15 protein-coding genes are annotated in these 16,973 nt (G+C 72.4%); 8 read left to right on the plus strand and 7 right to left on the minus strand.

The window, feature by feature from the left end:
- Window positions 1–28: 28 nt before the first annotated feature.
- The 4 genes from ACGF2V_RS08990 to ACGF2V_RS09005 all read right to left on the minus strand — a co-directional run bounded on the left by ACGF2V_RS08990 (window position 29) and on the right by ACGF2V_RS09005 (window position 4,513).
- Window positions 29–1,033, minus strand: a complete 1,005-nt coding sequence (locus ACGF2V_RS08990) for an alpha/beta hydrolase (protein ID WP_362622272.1) — start codon at window positions 1,031–1,033, stop codon at window positions 29–31.
- Window positions 1,034–1,281: 248 nt separating this feature from the next.
- Window positions 1,282–2,502, minus strand: a complete 1,221-nt coding sequence (locus ACGF2V_RS08995; protein ID WP_362622269.1) for an aromatic acid exporter family protein — start codon at window positions 2,500–2,502, stop codon at window positions 1,282–1,284.
- A gap of 110 nt (window positions 2,503–2,612) precedes the next feature.
- Window positions 2,613–3,140 carry a nucleotide disphospho-sugar-binding domain-containing protein gene (locus ACGF2V_RS09000; protein ID WP_362704916.1) on the minus strand — a complete coding sequence of 176 codons (528 nt, stop codon included), beginning with the start codon at window positions 3,138–3,140 and terminating at the stop codon, window positions 2,613–2,615.
- Window positions 3,023–4,513: an APC family permease gene (locus tag ACGF2V_RS09005; protein ID WP_362704862.1), complete on the minus strand. Its 1,491-nt coding sequence runs from the start codon at window positions 4,511–4,513 to the stop codon at window positions 3,023–3,025. The genes ACGF2V_RS09000 and ACGF2V_RS09005 overlap by 118 nt, the downstream gene beginning before the upstream one ends.
- Before the next feature lie 256 nt (window positions 4,514–4,769).
- Between ACGF2V_RS09005 and ACGF2V_RS09010 the strand changes: the two genes are divergently transcribed.
- From ACGF2V_RS09010 to ACGF2V_RS09020, 3 genes are all read left to right on the plus strand, one after another.
- Window positions 4,770–6,218, plus strand: a complete 1,449-nt coding sequence (locus ACGF2V_RS09010) for an aldehyde dehydrogenase family protein (RefSeq protein WP_362622264.1) — start codon at window positions 4,770–4,772, stop codon at window positions 6,216–6,218.
- A gap of 96 nt (window positions 6,219–6,314) precedes the next feature.
- Window positions 6,315–7,730, plus strand: coding sequence for an FAD-dependent oxidoreductase (locus ACGF2V_RS09015; RefSeq protein WP_362622261.1), 1,416 nt, complete (start codon window positions 6,315–6,317; stop codon window positions 7,728–7,730).
- A 79-nt stretch (window positions 7,731–7,809) separates the two neighbouring features.
- Window positions 7,810–8,343 carry an Lrp/AsnC family transcriptional regulator gene (locus ACGF2V_RS09020; protein WP_362622259.1) on the plus strand — a complete coding sequence of 178 codons (534 nt, stop codon included), beginning with the start codon at window positions 7,810–7,812 and terminating at the stop codon, window positions 8,341–8,343.
- A gap of 15 nt (window positions 8,344–8,358) precedes the next feature.
- Here the strand turns inward: ACGF2V_RS09020 and ACGF2V_RS09025 are convergent, their stop codons facing one another.
- Complete coding sequence (locus ACGF2V_RS09025) at window positions 8,359–9,306, minus strand: hypothetical protein (protein ID WP_362622256.1); 948 nt, start codon at window positions 9,304–9,306, stop codon at window positions 8,359–8,361.
- Window positions 9,307–9,455: 149 nt separating this feature from the next.
- Between ACGF2V_RS09025 and ACGF2V_RS09030 the strand changes: the two genes are divergently transcribed.
- From ACGF2V_RS09030 to ACGF2V_RS09050, 5 genes are read left to right on the plus strand one after another with little or no spacing between them, the layout of a single operon-like run.
- On the plus strand, window positions 9,456–10,343 hold the full coding sequence (locus ACGF2V_RS09030; protein WP_362622254.1) for an ABC transporter substrate-binding protein: 888 nt from the start codon (window positions 9,456–9,458) through the stop codon (window positions 10,341–10,343).
- An 8-nt stretch (window positions 10,344–10,351) separates the two neighbouring features.
- The gene (locus ACGF2V_RS09035; protein ID WP_362622252.1) at window positions 10,352–11,308 is read left to right on the plus strand and encodes an amino acid ABC transporter permease; all 957 of its coding nucleotides are present in this window, start codon (window positions 10,352–10,354) and stop codon (window positions 11,306–11,308) included.
- Entirely contained in the window at window positions 11,305–12,078 is a 774-nt protein-coding gene (locus ACGF2V_RS09040) for an amino acid ABC transporter ATP-binding protein (RefSeq protein WP_362622249.1), read from the plus strand. Before ACGF2V_RS09035 ends, ACGF2V_RS09040 begins: the two co-directional genes overlap by 4 nt.
- Window positions 12,078–13,694: a D-aminoacylase gene (locus tag ACGF2V_RS09045; protein ID WP_362704866.1), complete on the plus strand. Its 1,617-nt coding sequence runs from the start codon at window positions 12,078–12,080 to the stop codon at window positions 13,692–13,694. The genes ACGF2V_RS09040 and ACGF2V_RS09045 overlap by 1 nt, the downstream gene beginning before the upstream one ends.
- Window positions 13,691–14,533 carry a serine hydrolase gene (locus tag ACGF2V_RS09050; RefSeq protein ID WP_362704869.1) on the plus strand — a complete coding sequence of 281 codons (843 nt, stop codon included), beginning with the start codon at window positions 13,691–13,693 and terminating at the stop codon, window positions 14,531–14,533. The genes ACGF2V_RS09045 and ACGF2V_RS09050 overlap by 4 nt, the downstream gene beginning before the upstream one ends.
- A 24-nt stretch (window positions 14,534–14,557) precedes the next feature.
- Here the strand turns inward: ACGF2V_RS09050 and ACGF2V_RS09055 are convergent, their stop codons facing one another.
- A complete protein-coding gene (locus tag ACGF2V_RS09055; protein WP_362704872.1) occupies window positions 14,558–15,481 on the minus strand; it encodes a LysR substrate-binding domain-containing protein in 924 nt (307 codons plus the stop codon).
- On the minus strand, window positions 15,475–16,809 hold the full coding sequence (lysA, locus tag ACGF2V_RS09060; RefSeq protein WP_362704875.1) for a diaminopimelate decarboxylase: 1,335 nt from the start codon (window positions 16,807–16,809) through the stop codon (window positions 15,475–15,477). Before lysA ends, ACGF2V_RS09055 begins: the two co-directional genes overlap by 7 nt.
- Window positions 16,810–16,973: the final 164 nt, after the last annotated feature.

The following is a 16,973-nucleotide window of genomic DNA, read 5'->3' on the forward strand; positions in this document are numbered from 1 at the left end:
TGTCGGCTCCCGAGGAGCGGCGGGGGCGTCAGAGGGCAGGATCCGGTCCGCCGCCGGTGGCGCGGCGTCGGCGGTTCACCGCGACGACGCCCAGGCCGGTCAGGGCGGCCACGCCCGCGAGTCCGCCGAGACCGGCCAGGACCAGGGTGCCGGTGCCCATCGACGCCAGGGACGAGGTGTCGGGGCTCGGGCCCCCCGCGGCCTGCCGGATGAGGTCGGCGACGGCGTCGGGGCGCGAGATCATCGCGCTGTGGGAGGCATCGACCTCGACCATGCGCGACTTGGCGCGCCGGGCCTCGAAGCGGGCGAGATCCGGCGCCACGGCCTTGTCCCCGGTGGCGACGAGCGCCCAGGACGGGATGGTCCGCCAGGCGGCGGCGGTCGCCTTCTCCGTGAACGCGTCCCCGCTGATGGGGCGTTGGGCGGCGGCCAGCCGTGCGGCGGTGTCCGACGGCAGGTCCGCCGCGAGGACGTCGCGGAACCTGTCGGGGTGGACGGACAGATCGGTGCCCTCCGTACCGTCGGCCTTCTTGAACGGCTTCGGCCTCAGGGCCGAGTTCAGCCCGCCGCCGGTGAACCGCGCCCCCAGGTCGCTCAGGGACTCGCCCTTGTCCGGCATGAACGCGGACACGAACACGAGCGACTTCACCTGCGCGTTCCCCGCGGCGGCGTGGCCGATCACCGCACCGCCGTAGGAGTGGCCGACCAGCACGATCGGGCCGCGGACGCCTTTCAGCTCGCCGGCCAGGTGCGCCGAGTCACCGGCGAGCCCGCGCAGCGGATTGGCCGGGACGACGACCTGGTAGCCGTCGCTCCGCAGGCGCTGCGCCACACCGTTCCAGCCCGAGGCGTCGGCGAACGCTCCGTGCACCAGCACTACCGTGGGTTTGCCGCCCGCCGGATCGGTGCCGTCTGCGGCCGCGGCGGGTACGGCGGACACGGCGAGGGCGACCGCGGCGAGAGCCGCGGCGACGGTCCGCCCGAGGCGCCCGGCCGTCCGTGCGCGCGGGGCGGTGAGGGTTGAGGCGGTCATGCTGATCTCTCTTCGTCGGGGAGCGGGTTCGTGAGCCCAGCGTTCCCGGGGTCCGGCCCGGTCGGCGCGACGCGGGGAGCAGCGGAGTGAAACCGGCCGACCGCACGGGTGAGCGGCGCCGGCGCGCACCGCGCCCACCCCGCCTCGTCCCGGTGCCCTGCCTGGTCCGGCGCTGCTCGGGTCCGGTGCCGTCCTCGACCCCGGTCCCACTCGCACCCGGTGCGGACCGGCCTCGCTCCCGCCCGGATTCAGCTCCGTCGGGCCTCGCCTGCTCCGCCCCGCAGCCTGCGGGACACCGCGCGCAGCCAGGGGTGGCGTTCATGCAGTTGGGCCGAGCGCCGGTCGAGTTCCTTGCCGAGCCGTTCGGTGCGCTTGTCGATGTCCAGCTCGTCCAGGATCCGGTCGATCTCGGCGAGCAGGGCCCCATGCAGCTGCCACTGCCGGGGGTGTTCCCGGACGTCCTCCAGGAGCAGGTCCGCCACCCGGTTCCTGGTGGCGCGGCCTGCGGCGAGGGCGTGGGCCAGCCGGGACTCCGCCGCCTCGGCGTTCTCCGCGAGCGGGGTGGTGATCAGCGCCGCGAACGCCTCGACGGCGTCGGCCATCTGTCCGAACAGTTCCCTGAGGGAGTCGGCCACATCGGCGGGGAACAGCGCCTCCCCGGTACGGGCCTTGGCCAGGTCGGTCAGGGTGCGCGACAGCACCCGCAGCACCACGGCGCAGATCTCCAGGGTGTCCAGACCGGTGCGCAGCACGACCCGGTAGAGCAGCCCCTGCCGGACGCGCGGATTGAGCGTGAGCCCTTCCTCGGCCTGCCGCAGCGAGGCGTCCACCTCGACGATGTCGTGGTCCAGCCGACGGGCCTCGTGCAGGCGGTCGACCGCCTGCGCCACGGAGAGCCGGCCGTGCGCGTCCTCGCCGATCTCGCGGAACATCGCTCCCATCGCCGTCGCCAGGCTCTCGATGGAGGCGCCCGCGCTCTGCACCCATACCGGCGGGGCGAAGAGCAGGTTGAACAGCAGACCGACGCCCGCGCCGATCAGCGTCTCCAGCACCCGGTCCAGCGCCGTGGAGGCGACCTGCGCGACCCCCAGGACCAGCATCGCGCTGATCGCCACCTCGGGCACGAACTCGTCCACCCGCACCAGCCGTCCGATGATCAGCGAGGCGAAGATCGTCAGCCCGAGACTCCACCAGCTCAGGCCGACCAGGGAGCTGAACGCGCTGGCGATGACCACACCGACGACGACCGAGTTCACCCGTCGGATACCGGTGGTGAGGGTGGCGTAGAGGGTGACCTGCACGACGAGGAGCGCGGTGAGCGGTGCCGTGAGGGGGGCCGGTTGCGGCAGGGTCCACAGCGCCACGACGTACGCGATGACCGCCGCCGCCGTGGAACGCAGGGTCTGCGCCCCGACGGGCTCGGTCGTGCGCCGGACGAGCTTGATCACGGGCTCGGATACTGCTGGCATCTCATTCCCATGCCCGCTGGTGTGCTGTCGCACCGCCCCGCGTCGCGAACACCACCGTACGGACGTGCCGGACACCGGTGCGGCCGCGGGGGTGCGACCGCACCGGTGGTTCAGCCGCGGGGACAGAGACGGTCGAGCAGTTCCGCACAGGTGGCCGTGGACCGTGTCTCGTCGGCCAGGTGCTCGGCCCGTGTCCGGGACGACGGGTCCTTGAGCACCGGTTCGGCGGCGGACCTGATGCGGGTGACGTCGTCGGTGCCGATCGTCACCCCCACGTCGGCGGGGCGGCCCGTCGGGGTGACGGCGAGCCCCGCGCCCGCCTCGGTGACCAGCCTCGCGTTGTACGGCTGGTCGGCGAAGAGCGGGACACAGACCTGCGGGACACCGGCCGCCCGTGCGCCGTGGACCGTGCCCGAGCCACCGTGGCAGACGACGGCGGACGCGCTGCCCAGGGTCTCGTTCGGCGCCTTCGGGGCGTGCGCGACGGCGCGGCCGGACCGGGGCGTACGCGACGGCGCGATCAGACCGGTGGGTCCTGTTCGTCGTGCCGGTCCTGCACCTTGGTCCGGTACAGCCAGAGCAGTACGGCGACCACCAGGACGGCGAGCGCCACGCCCAGTTCGGTGTAGCCGCCGTATCCGGTGATGGAGAAGCCTGTCGCGCCCACCACCAGCACCACGCTGAGGAACGCGGCCAGCGTCCACGCCAGTGGCACGAAGAACGCGGGCAACCGGATGGGTCGCACGGCGTCGGGACGGTCCTTGCGCAGCAGCGCGAAACCTGAGACCGCCAGCACGTGGGCGAGGATGTATCCCAGGTTGCCGGTGACGATGATGGCGAGCGGCGTCTGAAGCACCGTCAGCAGGAAGACGTTCAGGATGAGGGCCGCCAGCAGCGCCCGGGCCGGCACCCCGCGCCGGTTCAGCACCCCGACCTGCTTGACGGTGAGTCCGGCCTTGCCCATCTCGTACAGCACCCGTGAGCCGTCGGCGAGGCCGGTGATCATGATGAGCAGCAGCGAGGCGATGAGGAAGACCACCATCAGGTCGGACGCGCCGCCCACCAGGTCCTGGAAGGCGCCGACGTAGAACGTGGTGGGGTCCTCGGCGATGGTCTTCTCGCCGACGTATCCGGACAGGGCGAGGGGCAGCAGGACGAAGACGCCGAGGCAGAACAGCACCCCGGCGCGCAGGGCACGGGTGGTGTCGCGGACGGTGTCCTTGTACTCGGGGGCGAAGGTCGCGCACACCTCCACGCCGAACGACGTCCAGGCCATCACGTACAGCCAGACCAGTGCCTCGCGCAGTCCGGCGGCGCCGTGCAGGTTCCAGTTCAGGCCCTGGGCGCTCCAGTCCCCGGAGAGCAGGGGCATGACGATGAAGACGGCGAGAGGGATCAGCAGCGCGCCGCCGGTGACGTAGACGACCCACATCGCGACGTGCAGGCCGATCATCGCGGCGCCGAACAGCAGCAGCATCACGAGGAGGCCCACCGCGATGGGGAAGTCCACCTTCAGCGGTCCGTACTCCACGCTCCAGTCCTGGCCGGGGAACCACTGGGCCCGGACGAACGAGCCGATGATCCCGGAGTAGACGGCGAGGGCCGTCGTCCAGGGGAACCAGTAGCCGATGCTCGCGATCGGGCCCACCACGGGGGCGCGCTTGCGCCAGCCCTCGGTCGCGTAGTGGGCGATCCCGCCGGACGAGTCGGGGAACATCGCGGCGAGTTCGGTGTAGATCCAGTTGGTGGCCGTCGCCAGCACCATGGAGACCGCCCACAGGGCGATGGCGCCCCACGCGCCGAGGCCGCCGATGGAGGCACCGAGCGAGGCGATGAGCGCGGCGGGCATGGTCAGCGACATCGCGAACCCGTCGAACCAGTTCATCTTCTTCGGCAGCGCCGGAGCGGCCCCGCCCGCCGCGGGGTCCGGGGCGGGCGCACCGGACGAGGCCGCGGGGTCCGGGGCGGGTGACGGGGGCGGGGCGGGGGTCTTCGGGGGCTGGGATGACATGGCGTTCCCCTCACGGTGGGCGCAACGGTGGGCGCGGCAGGAATGTCGTGGGCCCCGGTTATAGGCGAGCGAAAAAATACCTGTCAATACTCACGAACAAGCAATAGCTGGCTGCCAAAATTGCTGATCCAACAGTCTTGACAGTTCCCGATTGCTGAGCGAGTCTCCACACATCGCTTCGCACCGGACCCGGGCATACGAGGCATTCGAGCTAACACGCCCTTTCCCGGTCAGAACAGGACAGAGAGGCCATCGCATGACCACCCCGACCGACGACCGGCACCTGCTCTTCATCAACGGCACCCGCACCGAGGGCGCGTCCGGACGTGTCCATGAGGTCATCAGCCCCGCCACGGGCGAACTCGTCGGGACGTTCCCGGTGCCCTCGGCCGCCGATGTCGACGCGGCGGTGCGTGCCGCGAACGCGGCCCAGCCCGCCTGGGCCGCGACCAACGTGTGGCAACGGGCCGAGATCTGTCACCGCATCGGCACGGAGCTCGCCCGGCGCGTGGACGAACTCGCCCGCCTCCAGACTCTGGAGCAGGGCAAGCCGCTCGCCGAGTCGGTCGCCGACATCGAGGAGGCGGCCAAGCTGTTCCATCTGCACGCGGAGGACGCCGTTCGGCTGCACGGCGAGACGCTGCTCTCCACCGACAACACCAAGCGGATGTTCACCTTCCACCGCCCGGTGGGCACCTGGGGCATCATCACGCCCTGGAACTTCCCGCTGCTGATGCTCGCGGAGTTCGTCGCCCCCGGGCTCGCCACCGGCAACGCCCATGTCGTCAAGCCTCCGGCCAACACCCCGCTGACCGTGCTCCGGGCGATGGAGGCGTTCACCGCCGCCGGACTGCCCGAAGGACTCGTCAACATCGTGCCCGGCGAGGGCGACACCGGGGACGTACTGGTACGCCACGACGGCATCCACGCGATCGGCTTCATCGGTTCCTCCGCGACCGGGGCGAAGATCCAGTCCGCCGCCGGGCTCAAGCGCTCCGTCATGGAGTGCTCCGGCAACGGCCCCCTCGTCGTCCTCGCCGACGCCGATGTCGAGGCCGCGGCCAAGGCCGCGGTCGACGGCGCCTACCCGTGCGCCGGACAGGTCTGCTGCGCCACCGAACGCGTCGTCGTGCACGAGGACGTCCACGACGCGTTCGTCGAGGCCGTGCTGCGCGAGGCGCGACGCATCACCCTCGGCGACCCGTTCGACCCCGCGACGGTCCTGGGCCCGCTGAACAACGAGGGCGTCGCGGCCAAGATGGACCGGCACATGGCCGACGCCCGCGAGCGCGGCGCGGACATCCTTCTCGGCGGCCGGCGCGCCCCGGGCCACCCCACCGATCTCTACTACGAGTTCACCGTCGTGGACGGGGTGCCGGAGGACAGTCTGCTGTCCCGCGAAGAGTCCTTCGGACCGGTCGTGCCGATCATCACCGGCCGGGACGAGGACGATCTGCTGCGGATCGCCAACGACGACCGGCTGGGCCTCCAGGGCGCCGTCTTCACCCGCAGCATGACGTCCGCCTTCCGCTTCATCGAGGAAATGGCCGTGGGCCAGGTCGTCGTGAACGAGAGCAACAACTGGTGGGACATCAACATGCCGTTCGGCGGCGCCGGCGGACGTTCCACCGGCTGGGGCCGCATCGGCGGGAAGTGGACGCTCATGGACATGACCGACACCCGCACCGGCGTGATCAGTCTCTGACCGCTTCGCGCCACCCGACCGCCCGCCCGTCGGCCGGGCCCCGACCACACCGGTCGGGGGCCCGGCCCGCGCCGCCCGTCACGAGGTACCCACCGCATGACCACCGCAGCCCCGCGCCCCACCGACCACCGCAGCCGCCTGCGCGACACGAAAGCCGCCGCCTACTGGCTGGACCGCCCCGAGCACCCCGCGCCCCTGCCGCGGCTGACCGCCGACACCACGTGCGACCTCGCCGTCGTCGGCGGGGGGTACACCGGGCTGTGGACGGCACTGCTCGCCAAGCGTGAGCGTCCCGAACGGGACGTCCTCGTCCTGGAGCAGAACACCTGCGGCCACGCGGCCAGCGGCCGCAACGGCGGGTTCTGCTCCCCCAGCATCACCCACGGCCTCGCCAACGGCGTCGAGCGCTGGCCCGCCGAGGCCCGGCTGCTGCACCGTCTCGGCATGGAGAACCTCGACGCCTTCCGCCGCGACCTGGACACCCACGGCATCGACTGCGGATTCATCCGCAGCGGCAAGGTCACCGTCGCCTCCACCCCCTGGCAGGCCGAGGGGCTCAGGAGCGCGCACGACCTCGCCCACCGGTTCGGCGAGCAGACCAGACTGCTGGAGGGCGCGGAACTGCGCGAGTACGTCGACTCCCCCGTCTGGACCACCGGACTCCGGTCCCCCGACTACGCGCTCCTCGACCCCGCCCGGCTGGTCTGGGGCCTGCGCGCCGCGTGCCTCGACCTCGGTGTCCGCATCGCCGAGCACACCGAGGTCACCGCGCTGACCACCCGCCACGCCGGGCGGGTGCGGCTCGCCACACCGTACGCCGCGGTCGGCGCCCGGCAGGTCGCGCTCGCCACCAACGTCTACCGGCCCCTGCTCCGGCGCCTCTCCCTCAGCATGATCCCGGTCTACGACTACGCGCTCACCACGGAACCGCTCCGCGACGACCAGCTCGCCGCCATCGGCTGGAGCGGCGACCACGGGATCACCGACGCGGGAAACCAGTTCCACTACCTCCGCAAGACCGACGACAACCGCATCCTCTTCGGCGGCTACGACGCCGTCTACCACTACGGCAGCCCGGTCGACGAGGCCCGCACCCAGCGCCCCGCCACCTTCGACACCCTCGCCGCACAGTTCGCCGAGACCTTCCCCGCCCTCGCCGACGTCCGCTTCTCGCACGCATGGGGCGGTGTCATCGACTCCACCACCCGCTTCTGCATGTTCGCGGGCACCGCCGCGCAGGGCCGGGTCTCGTACGCCCTCGGCTTCACCGGGCTCGGCGTGGGCGCCACCCGCTACGGCGCCCAGGTCATGCTGGACATGCTGGCGGGCCGGCGTACGGAGCGGACCCGGCCCGCGATGATCCGCCGACCGCCCGTGCCCTTCCCCCCGGAACCGGTCCGCTACCTGGGCGTCGAGGCCACCCGGTGGTCCATGGCGCGCGAGGACGCGAACGGCCGCCGCAACCTGTGGCTGCGCACCCTGGACCGACTCGGCCTCGGCTTCGACTCCTGAGCCGGGCAGGATAGGCCCGTACGACGAAGAGTCAGGCCCGCACACGGTGGCGGGCCGTGCACGGAGCCGGAGCGACAGCATGAGCACGCAGGGTGGCAGCCCCCTGGACGACACCGACCGCCGGATCATCGCCGCACTCCAGGCGGACGGCCGCCGCCCGTACAGCCAGATCGCCGAGGAACTGGACATCCCTGCCTCCTCCGTGCGCTACCGCGTGCAGCGCATGGAGGAGAACGGCACCCTCCAGATCGTCGGCATCGCCAACCCGCTGACCATCGGCTTCGACCGGTTCGCCATGGTCGGCATCCGGGTGCGGCCGGGCACCGCGCAGGAGGTCTGCCGACGGCTGCGGGAGCTGCCGGAGACCTCCTACGTGATCATGACGGCGGGCACCTACGACGTGATGGCGGAGGTGATCTGCCGCGACACCGACCACTTCACGGACCTGATGAACCGCAGACTGCACCTCATCGACGGCGTCGTCTCCACCGACTCGTTCTTCGTGCTGGAGGTGCACAAACTGGCCTACGGCTGGGGCGTCGGCGAGGTGGACAGCTCATTGCTCGACGCCCCCCGGCCGCCGCTCGGCGCCGGTCTCGACCAGCGCGCCTGAGCCGCGCCGCGGGCGTCAGCCCGCGAACCCCACGTGCACGTGGTCGTGGTGGGTGTCGTCGGTGAAGAACTGGTTGGGTGTCGCGCCCCCGGACACCCGCACCGGCCCGCCCACGTTGTACGAACCGGCCGCGGCGGCGTCCCGTATGAACGACTCGACCAGCCGCCGCGGGGTCGCCCGGTCGACGACCGGGTGCCCGTCGATCCGCCACACGTCGAAGGCGCGGCCCGGCGGGTGATCGCTGCGGCGGTCGGTGCCGAACACGTACAGCGGATGCCCGGTGCTGAACACGGTGACATCGATCCGGTACGTGCCGGCCAGGTCCAGCAGGGCCCCCAGCGCGGCCGGACGGATGTGCCCGCTGCGTACATCGGCCTGCGCCGCGGGGGGAAGCCCGATCCGCGCGTGGTCGAGCACCTGCCGTGCCGCTGCGGGCAGTTCGGGCGCGGCGGCGCGCGGGCGGCCCGGACGCAAGTCCGTGACCTCCCATCGGGGGCGCGCCCGGCTCAGCCGTACGTCGACGGTGGTGCCACCGGCCCGGCCCGGGATCCACTGCCGGTACGCCACCATCACGCTGGCCGTGTCCGCCAGGATTCCGCCGTACTGCGCGTCGATCACCTGGAGCGCGGCCTCGTCCGCGGCGGGCCGCATCGGGCCCGCCCGGTCCACCAGCGACGGCGCCGCCCCCAGCGCGGCCACCCGCCGCTTCGCCGCCGCCGCGCCGCCCTGTCCGGCGGGCCACGCGCCGATCGCCTCCACCACCTGGACGGCCCGCAGCTTCACGTCGGGGTCCACGTCGTCGCGGTTCGGGCGCCAGGCGGTGGTCGCGGGGAGCGACGCGTGCGGGGAGGCGGGTCCGGACGGTCCCGACGCCGTCCGGGAGGTGCCCGAGCAGCCCGTGGCCCCGGCGAGCAGCCCGCCGGCCGACAGCAGCAGGCCCCGTCGGCCGAGAGGTCGTGACATGCGATGCCCCCTTCCCGTTCCGGGACCGGCCGCGCGGCGGGGACCCGTACAGATTTCGATGGTCAGGCATGAATGGCTTCATCATCTTCCATTCCCCGGGGCCCGACTGCCAGCATCGGCGCACCGCCACCCCGTGAGGGAGAAATCAGATGAAACGTCCTCGTTCTCTGCGCTGTCTGGCAGCCCTGGCCATGGTCGCCCTCGCAGCCACCGCCTGTGGTCGTTCCGGCCAGACCGACGCCCCGTCCGGCAGTTCCTCCCGTGCCGCCGACGGCCGGCCGGCGGCCGAGGTGCTGCCCGACCCCTACCGGAAGAAGGGGGTGCTGAGGGTGGCCACCGCGGTGGGGTACCCGCCGATGGAGATGTACGCACCGGGAACCACCCGGCTCACCGGCGTCGACCCCGATCTGGCCAAGGCCATCGCCGACCGGCTGAAGCTGAAGCTGGAGCTCACCAACGCCGCGTTCGACGGGCTGATCCCCGGCCTGGAGTCCGGCCGCTTCGACCTGGTCATGTCGTCCATGACGGACAGCGCCCAGCGGCGGCAGGCGGTCGACTTCGTCGACTACTTCCGCACCGGCGGCGTCATCATGACGAAGAAGGGCAACCCGCAGGGCATCACGTCGCTCGCGGACCTGTGCGGAAAGAGCGTCGTGCTCGCCAAGGGCAGCTCCAACCTCCGCATCGGCGAGGAGCAGAACGCCAAGTGCGGGCAGAAGATGCGGATCTCGCAGAGCGAGGACGCGCCGACGGGTCTGCTGCAACTGGACAGCGGGCGCGCGGTCGCGACCATCGTCGACTACCCCGTCGCCAGGATGTTCACCGAGAAGAAGAGCGGCGCGTACGAGGTGCTGCCGACGCAGTACGGCACGGCCCCGTGGGGCATCGCGGTCTCGAAGAGCCAGTCCGGACTGCGCGACGCGGTGCACAAGGCCCTGCAGGAACTGATCGACAGCGGTGAGTACCGCAAGATCCTGGACACCTGGAAGGTCGGCGACAGCGCCGTCACCAAGGCGACGGTCAACGACGGACAGTGAGAACGGACATGAACCACCAAAAGACGTCCGCCGCCGCGCCCGTGGACGGCGCGGCGGCGCCCGACGACGACCTCGCCCTCCGGTTGAGCCGCCGGCCCCGGCCGGGCCGCTGGCTGGCGGTTCTCGCCGCCGCGCTGTTCGTGGTGTGGATCGCGTACACCATCATCGTCAACCCCCACCTGCACTGGGACATCGTCGTCAAGTACCAGTTCGACGAGGTGATCCTCCAGGGCCTGTGGGTGACGATCCAGCTCACCCTCGTCTCCATGACCATCGGCGTCGTCATCGGCGTCGTCGTCGCGGTGATGCAGCTCTCCGACAGCCCGGTCCTGCGCCTCACCGCCAGTGCGTACACGTGGTTCTTCCGGGGCACCCCGCTGCTGGTCCAGCTCATCTTCTGGTTCAACCTGGCTCTGCTGTTCCCGGTCATCAGCATCGGTGTCCCCTTCGACGGACCGAAGCTGATCAGCTGGCAGTCGAACCAGGTCATCACCGGTTTCGTGGCGGCCCTGCTCGGACTCTCCATCAACGAGGGCGCCTACATGGCCGAGATCGTCCGGGCGGGCATCGGGAACGTGGATCCCGGCCAGCGCGAGGCCGGAGCATCCCTGGGCATGTCGAACCGTCAGATCCTGTTCCGGGTCGTCCTTCCGCAGGCGATGCGCGTCATCGTCCCGCCGTTCGGCAACCAGTTCATCTCCATGCTCAAGACGACCTCGCTGGTGTCGGTCATCGCGGGCTCCGACCTGATGACCGTCTCCCAGCACCTCTACCTCGCCAACTTCGAGGTGGTGGCGCTGCTGCTGGTGGCGTCCTTCTGGTACCTGGCCCTCACGACGATCGCCAGCATCGGACAGCACGCCGTCGAACGCCGGTACAGCCCGGGAGCCGCCCCGCCGCTGCGGCGCAGAATCCTGGCCGATCTGAGGCCCGGACGTACCGGCCGGAAGGGAGCGACGGCATGAACGACGTGATTCTCAGGGCCCGCGGGGTCCGCAAACGGTTCGGTGAGACCGAGGTGCTGAAGGGCATCGATCTCGACGTCCGCAGCGGTGAGGTGCTGTGCGTCATCGGCCCCTCCGGCTCCGGCAAGTCGACGCTGCTGCGCTGCTTCAACCACCTCGAACGCATCGACGCGGGACGGGTGTGGATGAACGGCGAGCTGATCGGCTACGAACAGCACGGCCCGTCCGGCCGGGTCCTGCGCGAGCGGCGCCCGCGCGACGTACGGCATCAGCGCGAGCGGATCGGCATGGTGTTCCAGCGGTTCCACCTGTTCCCGCACCGCACGGCGGTGCAGAACGTCATGGAGGGGCCGGTCGTCGTGAAGGGCCGTTCCCGCGCCGAGGCCGCGAAGCAGGCCCTGGAGCTGCTGGCCGAGGTCGGCCTCGCGGACCGCGCGGACCACTACCCGTCGCAGCTGTCGGGCGGTCAGCAGCAGCGCGTGGCGATCGCCCGCGCGCTGGCCATGGAGCCCGATCTGATGCTCTTCGACGAGCCGACCTCCGCGCTCGATCCCGAACTCGTCGGCGAGGTGCTGGGCGTCATGCGCGACCTGGCCCGCCGGGGCATGACCATGGTCGTGGTCACGCACGAGATGGGCTTCGCCCGCGAGGTCGCCGACCGGGTCGTGTTCATGGACCAGGGCGCCGTGGTCGAGTCCGGGAGCCCGGACCTCCTGTTCACCGCCCCGAGCCACACGCGCACGCGGGCCTTCCTGTCGACGGTGCTGTGATGGGCCGGCCCCTGGATCTGCTGCTGCGCGGCGGACTGCTCGTCGACGGCACCGGCGCGCCCGCCCGCGAGGCGGACGTCGCGGTGGCGGACGGGCGGATCACTGTGCTCCCGGCGGGCACGCCGGCCGCGGCGGCCGAGGTCCTGGACGTGTCCGGCCGGGCCGTCGCCCCCGGCTTCATCGACGTGCACACCCATTCCGACGCCCTGGCCGCGCCCCTCGGCGACGGCGTGCCGGAACCGGCCGACGACCTGCGACTCGCCCCGTTGCTCCAGGGCGTGACCACGGAGATCTGCGGCAACTGCGGGACCAGCCTGTTCCCGTCGCTGCCGGAACGGCTGCCCGCACTGGCCGAACATCTCCGGGTGACGTTCGGACTCGGTCCGGTCCGGCCCGCGGTGGACTTCGACGCGTTCGCCGCCGGCCAGGACCCGGCGCTGCGGCTCAACCACATCGCCTCGCTCGTGGGCCACGGCACGCTGCGCGCCGGGGTGATGGGTTTCGAGGACCGTCCGCCCCGGCCCGACGAGCTGGACGCCATGTGCGCGCTGCTCGACCGGGCGCTGGCCCAGGGCGCGGCGGGCCTGTCCACCGGGCTGATCTACCCGCCCGGCACCTATGCCGCCACCGAGGAGATCGTCGCCCTGGCCCGGGTCGCCGCCCGCCACGGCAAGCCCTACGTCACCCATCTGCGCGACGAGATGTCGCAGGTGGAATCGGCTCTCGAGGAGGCGCTGGAGATCGCGGCACGTTCGGGCGCCGCGCTCCAGGTCTCCCACCACAAGACCGCGGGCCGGCACGCCTGGGGTGCCACCCTGCGCACCCTGCCCCGGTTGGAACGGGCCCGCGCCGAGGGCGTGGACGTGCTGTGCGACGTGTACCCGTACACCGCGGGCAGCACCGTGCTGCACGCGATGCTGCCGCCGTGGGCGAGCGAGGGCGGTGTCGGCGCGCTGCTGGAACGGCTGCGCCGGGACGAGGTCCGCGACCGGATCCGGGCGGACATCGCCACGGGCGTCGAGGGGTGGGAGAACACCGTGGGCAACGGCGGCTGGGACCTGATCGCGGTGGCCGCCGCGCGGTCCCGCCCGGACGCCGAGGGGCGCCGTGTCGCCGACCTCGCCGCCGAGCAGGGCGTCGACCCGGTCGACTACGTGTGCGATCTGCTGCTGGCCGAGCGGGGCGAGGTGACCATCATCAGCCACTCCATGCGCGAGGACGACGTCCAGCGGGTGCTGGCCGGCCCGCTGTCGATGATCGGCTCGGACGGTGTGCCCAAACCCGGTCGCCCGCACCCCCGTTGGGCGGGGAGCTTCGCCCGGGTACTCGGTCACTACGCCCGCGATCGGCAATTGATGCCGCTGGAGCGGGCGGTGCACAAGATGTCGGGGCTGCCGGCCCGGCGGTTCGGGCTCACCGGTCGGGGTGTGGTCCGCGACGGCGCCGTCGCGGACCTGGTGGTGTTCGATCCGGACGCGGTGCGCGACCGTGCCACGTTCGAGTGTCCGCTGCTCGCGCCCGAGGGCATCGGTACCGTGGTGGTCGCCGGACAGGTCGCGGTCAGGGACGGCCGTCCGACCGCCGCGCGGGCGGGGGAAGTGGTGAGGGTCCGATGAGTCTGTCCCAGGTGGCCGCGGCGGCGCGGCGGTCGGCCGCGCTGCCGCTCACGCTGGCCGTCGCCGCCGTCGACATCGACGGCGGCGACGCGGTGGGGGTCGACGACGACGTGGTGCTGCCCGTCGCGTCCGCCTCGAAGCTGCTGCTGCTCGCCGAGGTGTCCCGCCGTCTGGACAGCGGAGAGCTGCCGCCCGGCCGGACCGTCGAGATCCTCGACGAGGACCGCGCGGACGGCACCGGGCTGCTGCGCCGGATGAGCAGGGACGGCTGGAGCGTCGAGGACCTGGCCTGGCTGACCGCCGCGGTCAGCGACAACACCGCGACCAACGCGCTGCTCCGGCTGGTGGGACGGGAGTCCACGGCCCTGCTGGCGCAGCGGCTCGGGCTCGGCCGTCTCGCGCTCCACGACAAGGTCCGCGACGTACGGGGCCCGGACGTGCCGCCCGTCTTCGCCACCGGAACCGCGCGGGACCTGGCGCGGCTGGTGACCCACGCGGCGCGCGGCACGATGGTCTCCCCCGCGGCCTCCGCACGGCTGCTGGGGTGGATGCGCGCCAACACCGATCACGGGCTGGTCCCGGCCCTGGTGGACCACGACCCGTACGCGCCCGGCTTCCCGGATCCGCTGCCCGGGGGGCTGCTGGTGGCCAACAAGACCGGGACCGACACCGGTGTCCGCTCCGACGCCGGTGTCATCGTCGGAGCACGCCGGATCGCGTACGCGGTGGTGGCCCACTGGGACACGGAGCTCGGGCCGGGCGCCGAGCGGGCCGCGGTGCACGCCGTCCGGGACGTCGGCCGCACCCTCGCGGCCTGCGCCGGCCGCTCCGCCCCCTGACGGGGCGGGAGCGGCCCGGCCCCGTCAGGACCACTGCATCTCCAGCAGCGACCTGATCTCCTCGGCCGCCGACCGCAGTTCCGTGAGGAAGATCCGCAGCAGCGGGTTGCGGTTGGTGGGCCGGGTCGCGACCCCGATCCGTCGGTACAGCCGGGGATGGTCCAGCCGGCAGACATGGACGCCCGTGCTCTCCCCGAGCCCGAGGGCCGGGACGAGTGCGACGCCCATGCCGGCCCGGACCAGGTTGACGGTGACCTGGTAATGATCGGTGCGGCAGCGGATCCGGGGGCGGAAGCCCTCGGTCGCGCACGCACGTTCCAGGACCGGCTCGCCGGTACGGCCACCGTGCGTCCCGATCCAGCTCTCCCCCTCCAGCGCGGCGAGCCGGACCGCGGTGCGCCGGCCGAAGCGGTGCCCCAGCGGGAGGACCACCAGTTGCGGTTCGTCGAAGAACATCTCGACGTCGGCGCCCGTGTGGCGGCACCAGGGGTCCAGCGGGTGTTCGAAGACGACCGCCGCGTCGAGCCGGCCGGCCTCCAGATCGGGCACCGTCTCGTGCGGCTGTCCCAGGATCAGTTCCAGTTCGACCTGTGGCCGCTCGGCCGCGAAGGCGGACAGTGCCCGCGGCAGCAGTTCCAGGCCCGACGAGGCGAAGAAGCCCACGCGCAGCACGCCGGCCTCCCCCTCGGAGTGCGCGCGCAGGTCGTCCTGCGCGACGGCCATCAGGTCGGCCACGGCCTGCGCGTGCTCGGCCAGTCGTGCTCCGGCAGCCGTCAGCCGCAGACTCTGCGGCTGACGTTCCACCAGCGCGGTCCCGACCTCCTGCTCCAGCCGGGCGAGTTGGTGCGAGACCGCGGACGGGCTCAGGTGCAGGGCCCGGCCCGCGGCCACGATGGTGCCCGTGCGGGCTATCTCCAGCAGGACGAGCAGTCGCGCACTGTTCAGCATCGGGTCAGACTAGGCCGTACCGGCTCGTAACGCTCCAGGGGCCCCGCGGATTCGTCGACGTCCAGACGCAGCAGGTCCTCCTCGGTCTCGCGGCGCACCACGGTGCGGACCGCGCCGTCGCGGACGAAGACGACCGCCGGGCGCGGCAGTTTGTTGTAGTTGGACGCCATGGCGTATCCGTAGGCGCCGGTGACCGGTGTGGCCAGGACGTCCCCGACGGCGGTCCCGGCGGGCAGGGCGGCGTCGTCGACGATCACGTCACCGCTCTCGCAGTGCTTGCCGACCAGCCGCGCGCGCCACGGCCGCGGCGCGTGCGGACTGCGGGGCAGGAACACCTCGTAGCGGCTGCCGTACAGGGCGGGGCGCAGGTTGTCGCTCATCCCGCCGTCGACACTGACGTAGGTCCGCACGTCCTCGATCCTCTTGATCGTCCCGACCCGGTACAGGGTCAGCCCGGCGCGGGCGGCTATGGACCTCCCGGGCTCCACCGTGACCTCGCCGTGCCAGCCCGCCTCCCGTACGGCGCGCCGCACCCCGGCGGCCCAGTCGGCGAACGAGGGCACGTTCTGCCCGGCCTCGTAGGCGACGCCGAGGCCGCCGCCGACGGTCAGCCGGTGGGCGCGCGTCTCCACCGCGAACCGGGCCACGGCGGCGGCCCCCGCCGCGAGTTCGCCGGTGTCCAGCACCTGGGAGCCCACGTGGGCGTGGATGCCCTCGAGGATCATCGCCGGGGATCCGGTGGCGCGGCGCACGGCGTGCGCGGCGGCTCCGTCCGCCAGGCCGAAGCCGAACTTCGAGTCGTGGCCGCCGGTCCTGATCGCCTCGTGCGCACCGGCGGCGACGCCCGGGGCGACCCGCAACTGGATGCGTGCGGGCGGCAGTTCCTCCTCGGCGTGCAGCCGCTCGATGCGGTCCATCTCGTCCAGGCTGTCGACCACCACGTGCCGCAGCCCGGCCGACATCGCCGCGCGCAGTTCCGCCTCGTCCTTGTTGTTGCCGTGCAGCACGATCCGGTCGGCCGGTACGCCCGCGTGCAGGGCCACCCGCAGTTCGCCGCCGGAGGCGACGTCGAGCAGCATCCCCTCCTCGTGGGCCAGACGTGCCATGGCCGTGCACAGGAACGCCTTGGAGGCATAGGCGACGTTGTCCGCGCCGAAGGCGGCGACCGCTTCCCGGCAGCGCAGGCGCAGGTGCTCCTCGTCGTAGACGAACAGCGGGGTTCCGAAGCGCTCCGCGAGGTCGAGGAGCGGGACGCCCCCGACCGCGAGTCCGCCGGGGCGGGCCTCCGCCGTGAGGGGCAGTAGACCCGTTTCGATGGCTGACGTCATGATTCCTCCCCTGTGGGCCGGTTCCCGGCCATCCTCCGGCCTGCACGAGGGGGCACAAAAGCGCATTCTTCCGTGGCTGAGCCTCACGTTCTTCGACGCCTCGCGTTCTTCGACGCCGTCGCCGCAGACGGGCCCTCGCCCCGGCGGCCCGGCCGCGGGCGCGG

Source organism: Streptomyces sp. NPDC047982 (assembly GCF_043204165.1).
In the GTDB taxonomy this organism is placed as follows: Bacteria; Actinomycetota; Actinomycetes; order Streptomycetales; family Streptomycetaceae; genus Streptomyces.

Bases quoted from the DNA above. Each gene is read 5' to 3' on its own strand.
- ACGF2V_RS09030 (WP_362622254.1), top strand. From the start codon at position 9,456: ATGAAACGTCCTCGTTCTCTGCGCTGTCTGGCAGCCCTGGCCATGGTC.
- lysA (WP_362704875.1), bottom strand. From the start codon at position 16,809: ATGACGTCAGCCATCGAAACGGGTCTACTGCCCCTCACGGCGGAGGCC.
- ACGF2V_RS09040 (WP_362622249.1), top strand. From the start codon at position 11,305: ATGAACGACGTGATTCTCAGGGCCCGCGGGGTCCGCAAACGGTTCGGT.
- ACGF2V_RS09010 (WP_362622264.1), top strand. From the start codon at position 4,770: ATGACCACCCCGACCGACGACCGGCACCTGCTCTTCATCAACGGCACC.
- ACGF2V_RS09025 (WP_362622256.1), bottom strand. From the start codon at position 9,306: ATGTCACGACCTCTCGGCCGACGGGGCCTGCTGCTGTCGGCCGGCGGG.
- ACGF2V_RS09005 (WP_362704862.1), bottom strand. From the start codon at position 4,513: ATGTCATCCCAGCCCCCGAAGACCCCCGCCCCGCCCCCGTCACCCGCC.
- ACGF2V_RS09050 (WP_362704869.1), top strand. From the start codon at position 13,691: ATGAGTCTGTCCCAGGTGGCCGCGGCGGCGCGGCGGTCGGCCGCGCTG.
- ACGF2V_RS09045 (WP_362704866.1), top strand. From the start codon at position 12,078: ATGGGCCGGCCCCTGGATCTGCTGCTGCGCGGCGGACTGCTCGTCGAC.
- ACGF2V_RS08990 (WP_362622272.1), bottom strand. From the start codon at position 1,033: ATGACCGCCTCAACCCTCACCGCCCCGCGCGCACGGACGGCCGGGCGC.
- ACGF2V_RS08995 (WP_362622269.1), bottom strand. From the start codon at position 2,502: ATGCCAGCAGTATCCGAGCCCGTGATCAAGCTCGTCCGGCGCACGACC.
- ACGF2V_RS09035 (WP_362622252.1), top strand. From the start codon at position 10,352: ATGAACCACCAAAAGACGTCCGCCGCCGCGCCCGTGGACGGCGCGGCG.
- ACGF2V_RS09055 (WP_362704872.1), bottom strand. From the start codon at position 15,481: ATGCTGAACAGTGCGCGACTGCTCGTCCTGCTGGAGATAGCCCGCACG.
- ACGF2V_RS09020 (WP_362622259.1), top strand. From the start codon at position 7,810: ATGAGCACGCAGGGTGGCAGCCCCCTGGACGACACCGACCGCCGGATC.
- ACGF2V_RS09015 (WP_362622261.1), top strand. From the start codon at position 6,315: ATGACCACCGCAGCCCCGCGCCCCACCGACCACCGCAGCCGCCTGCGC.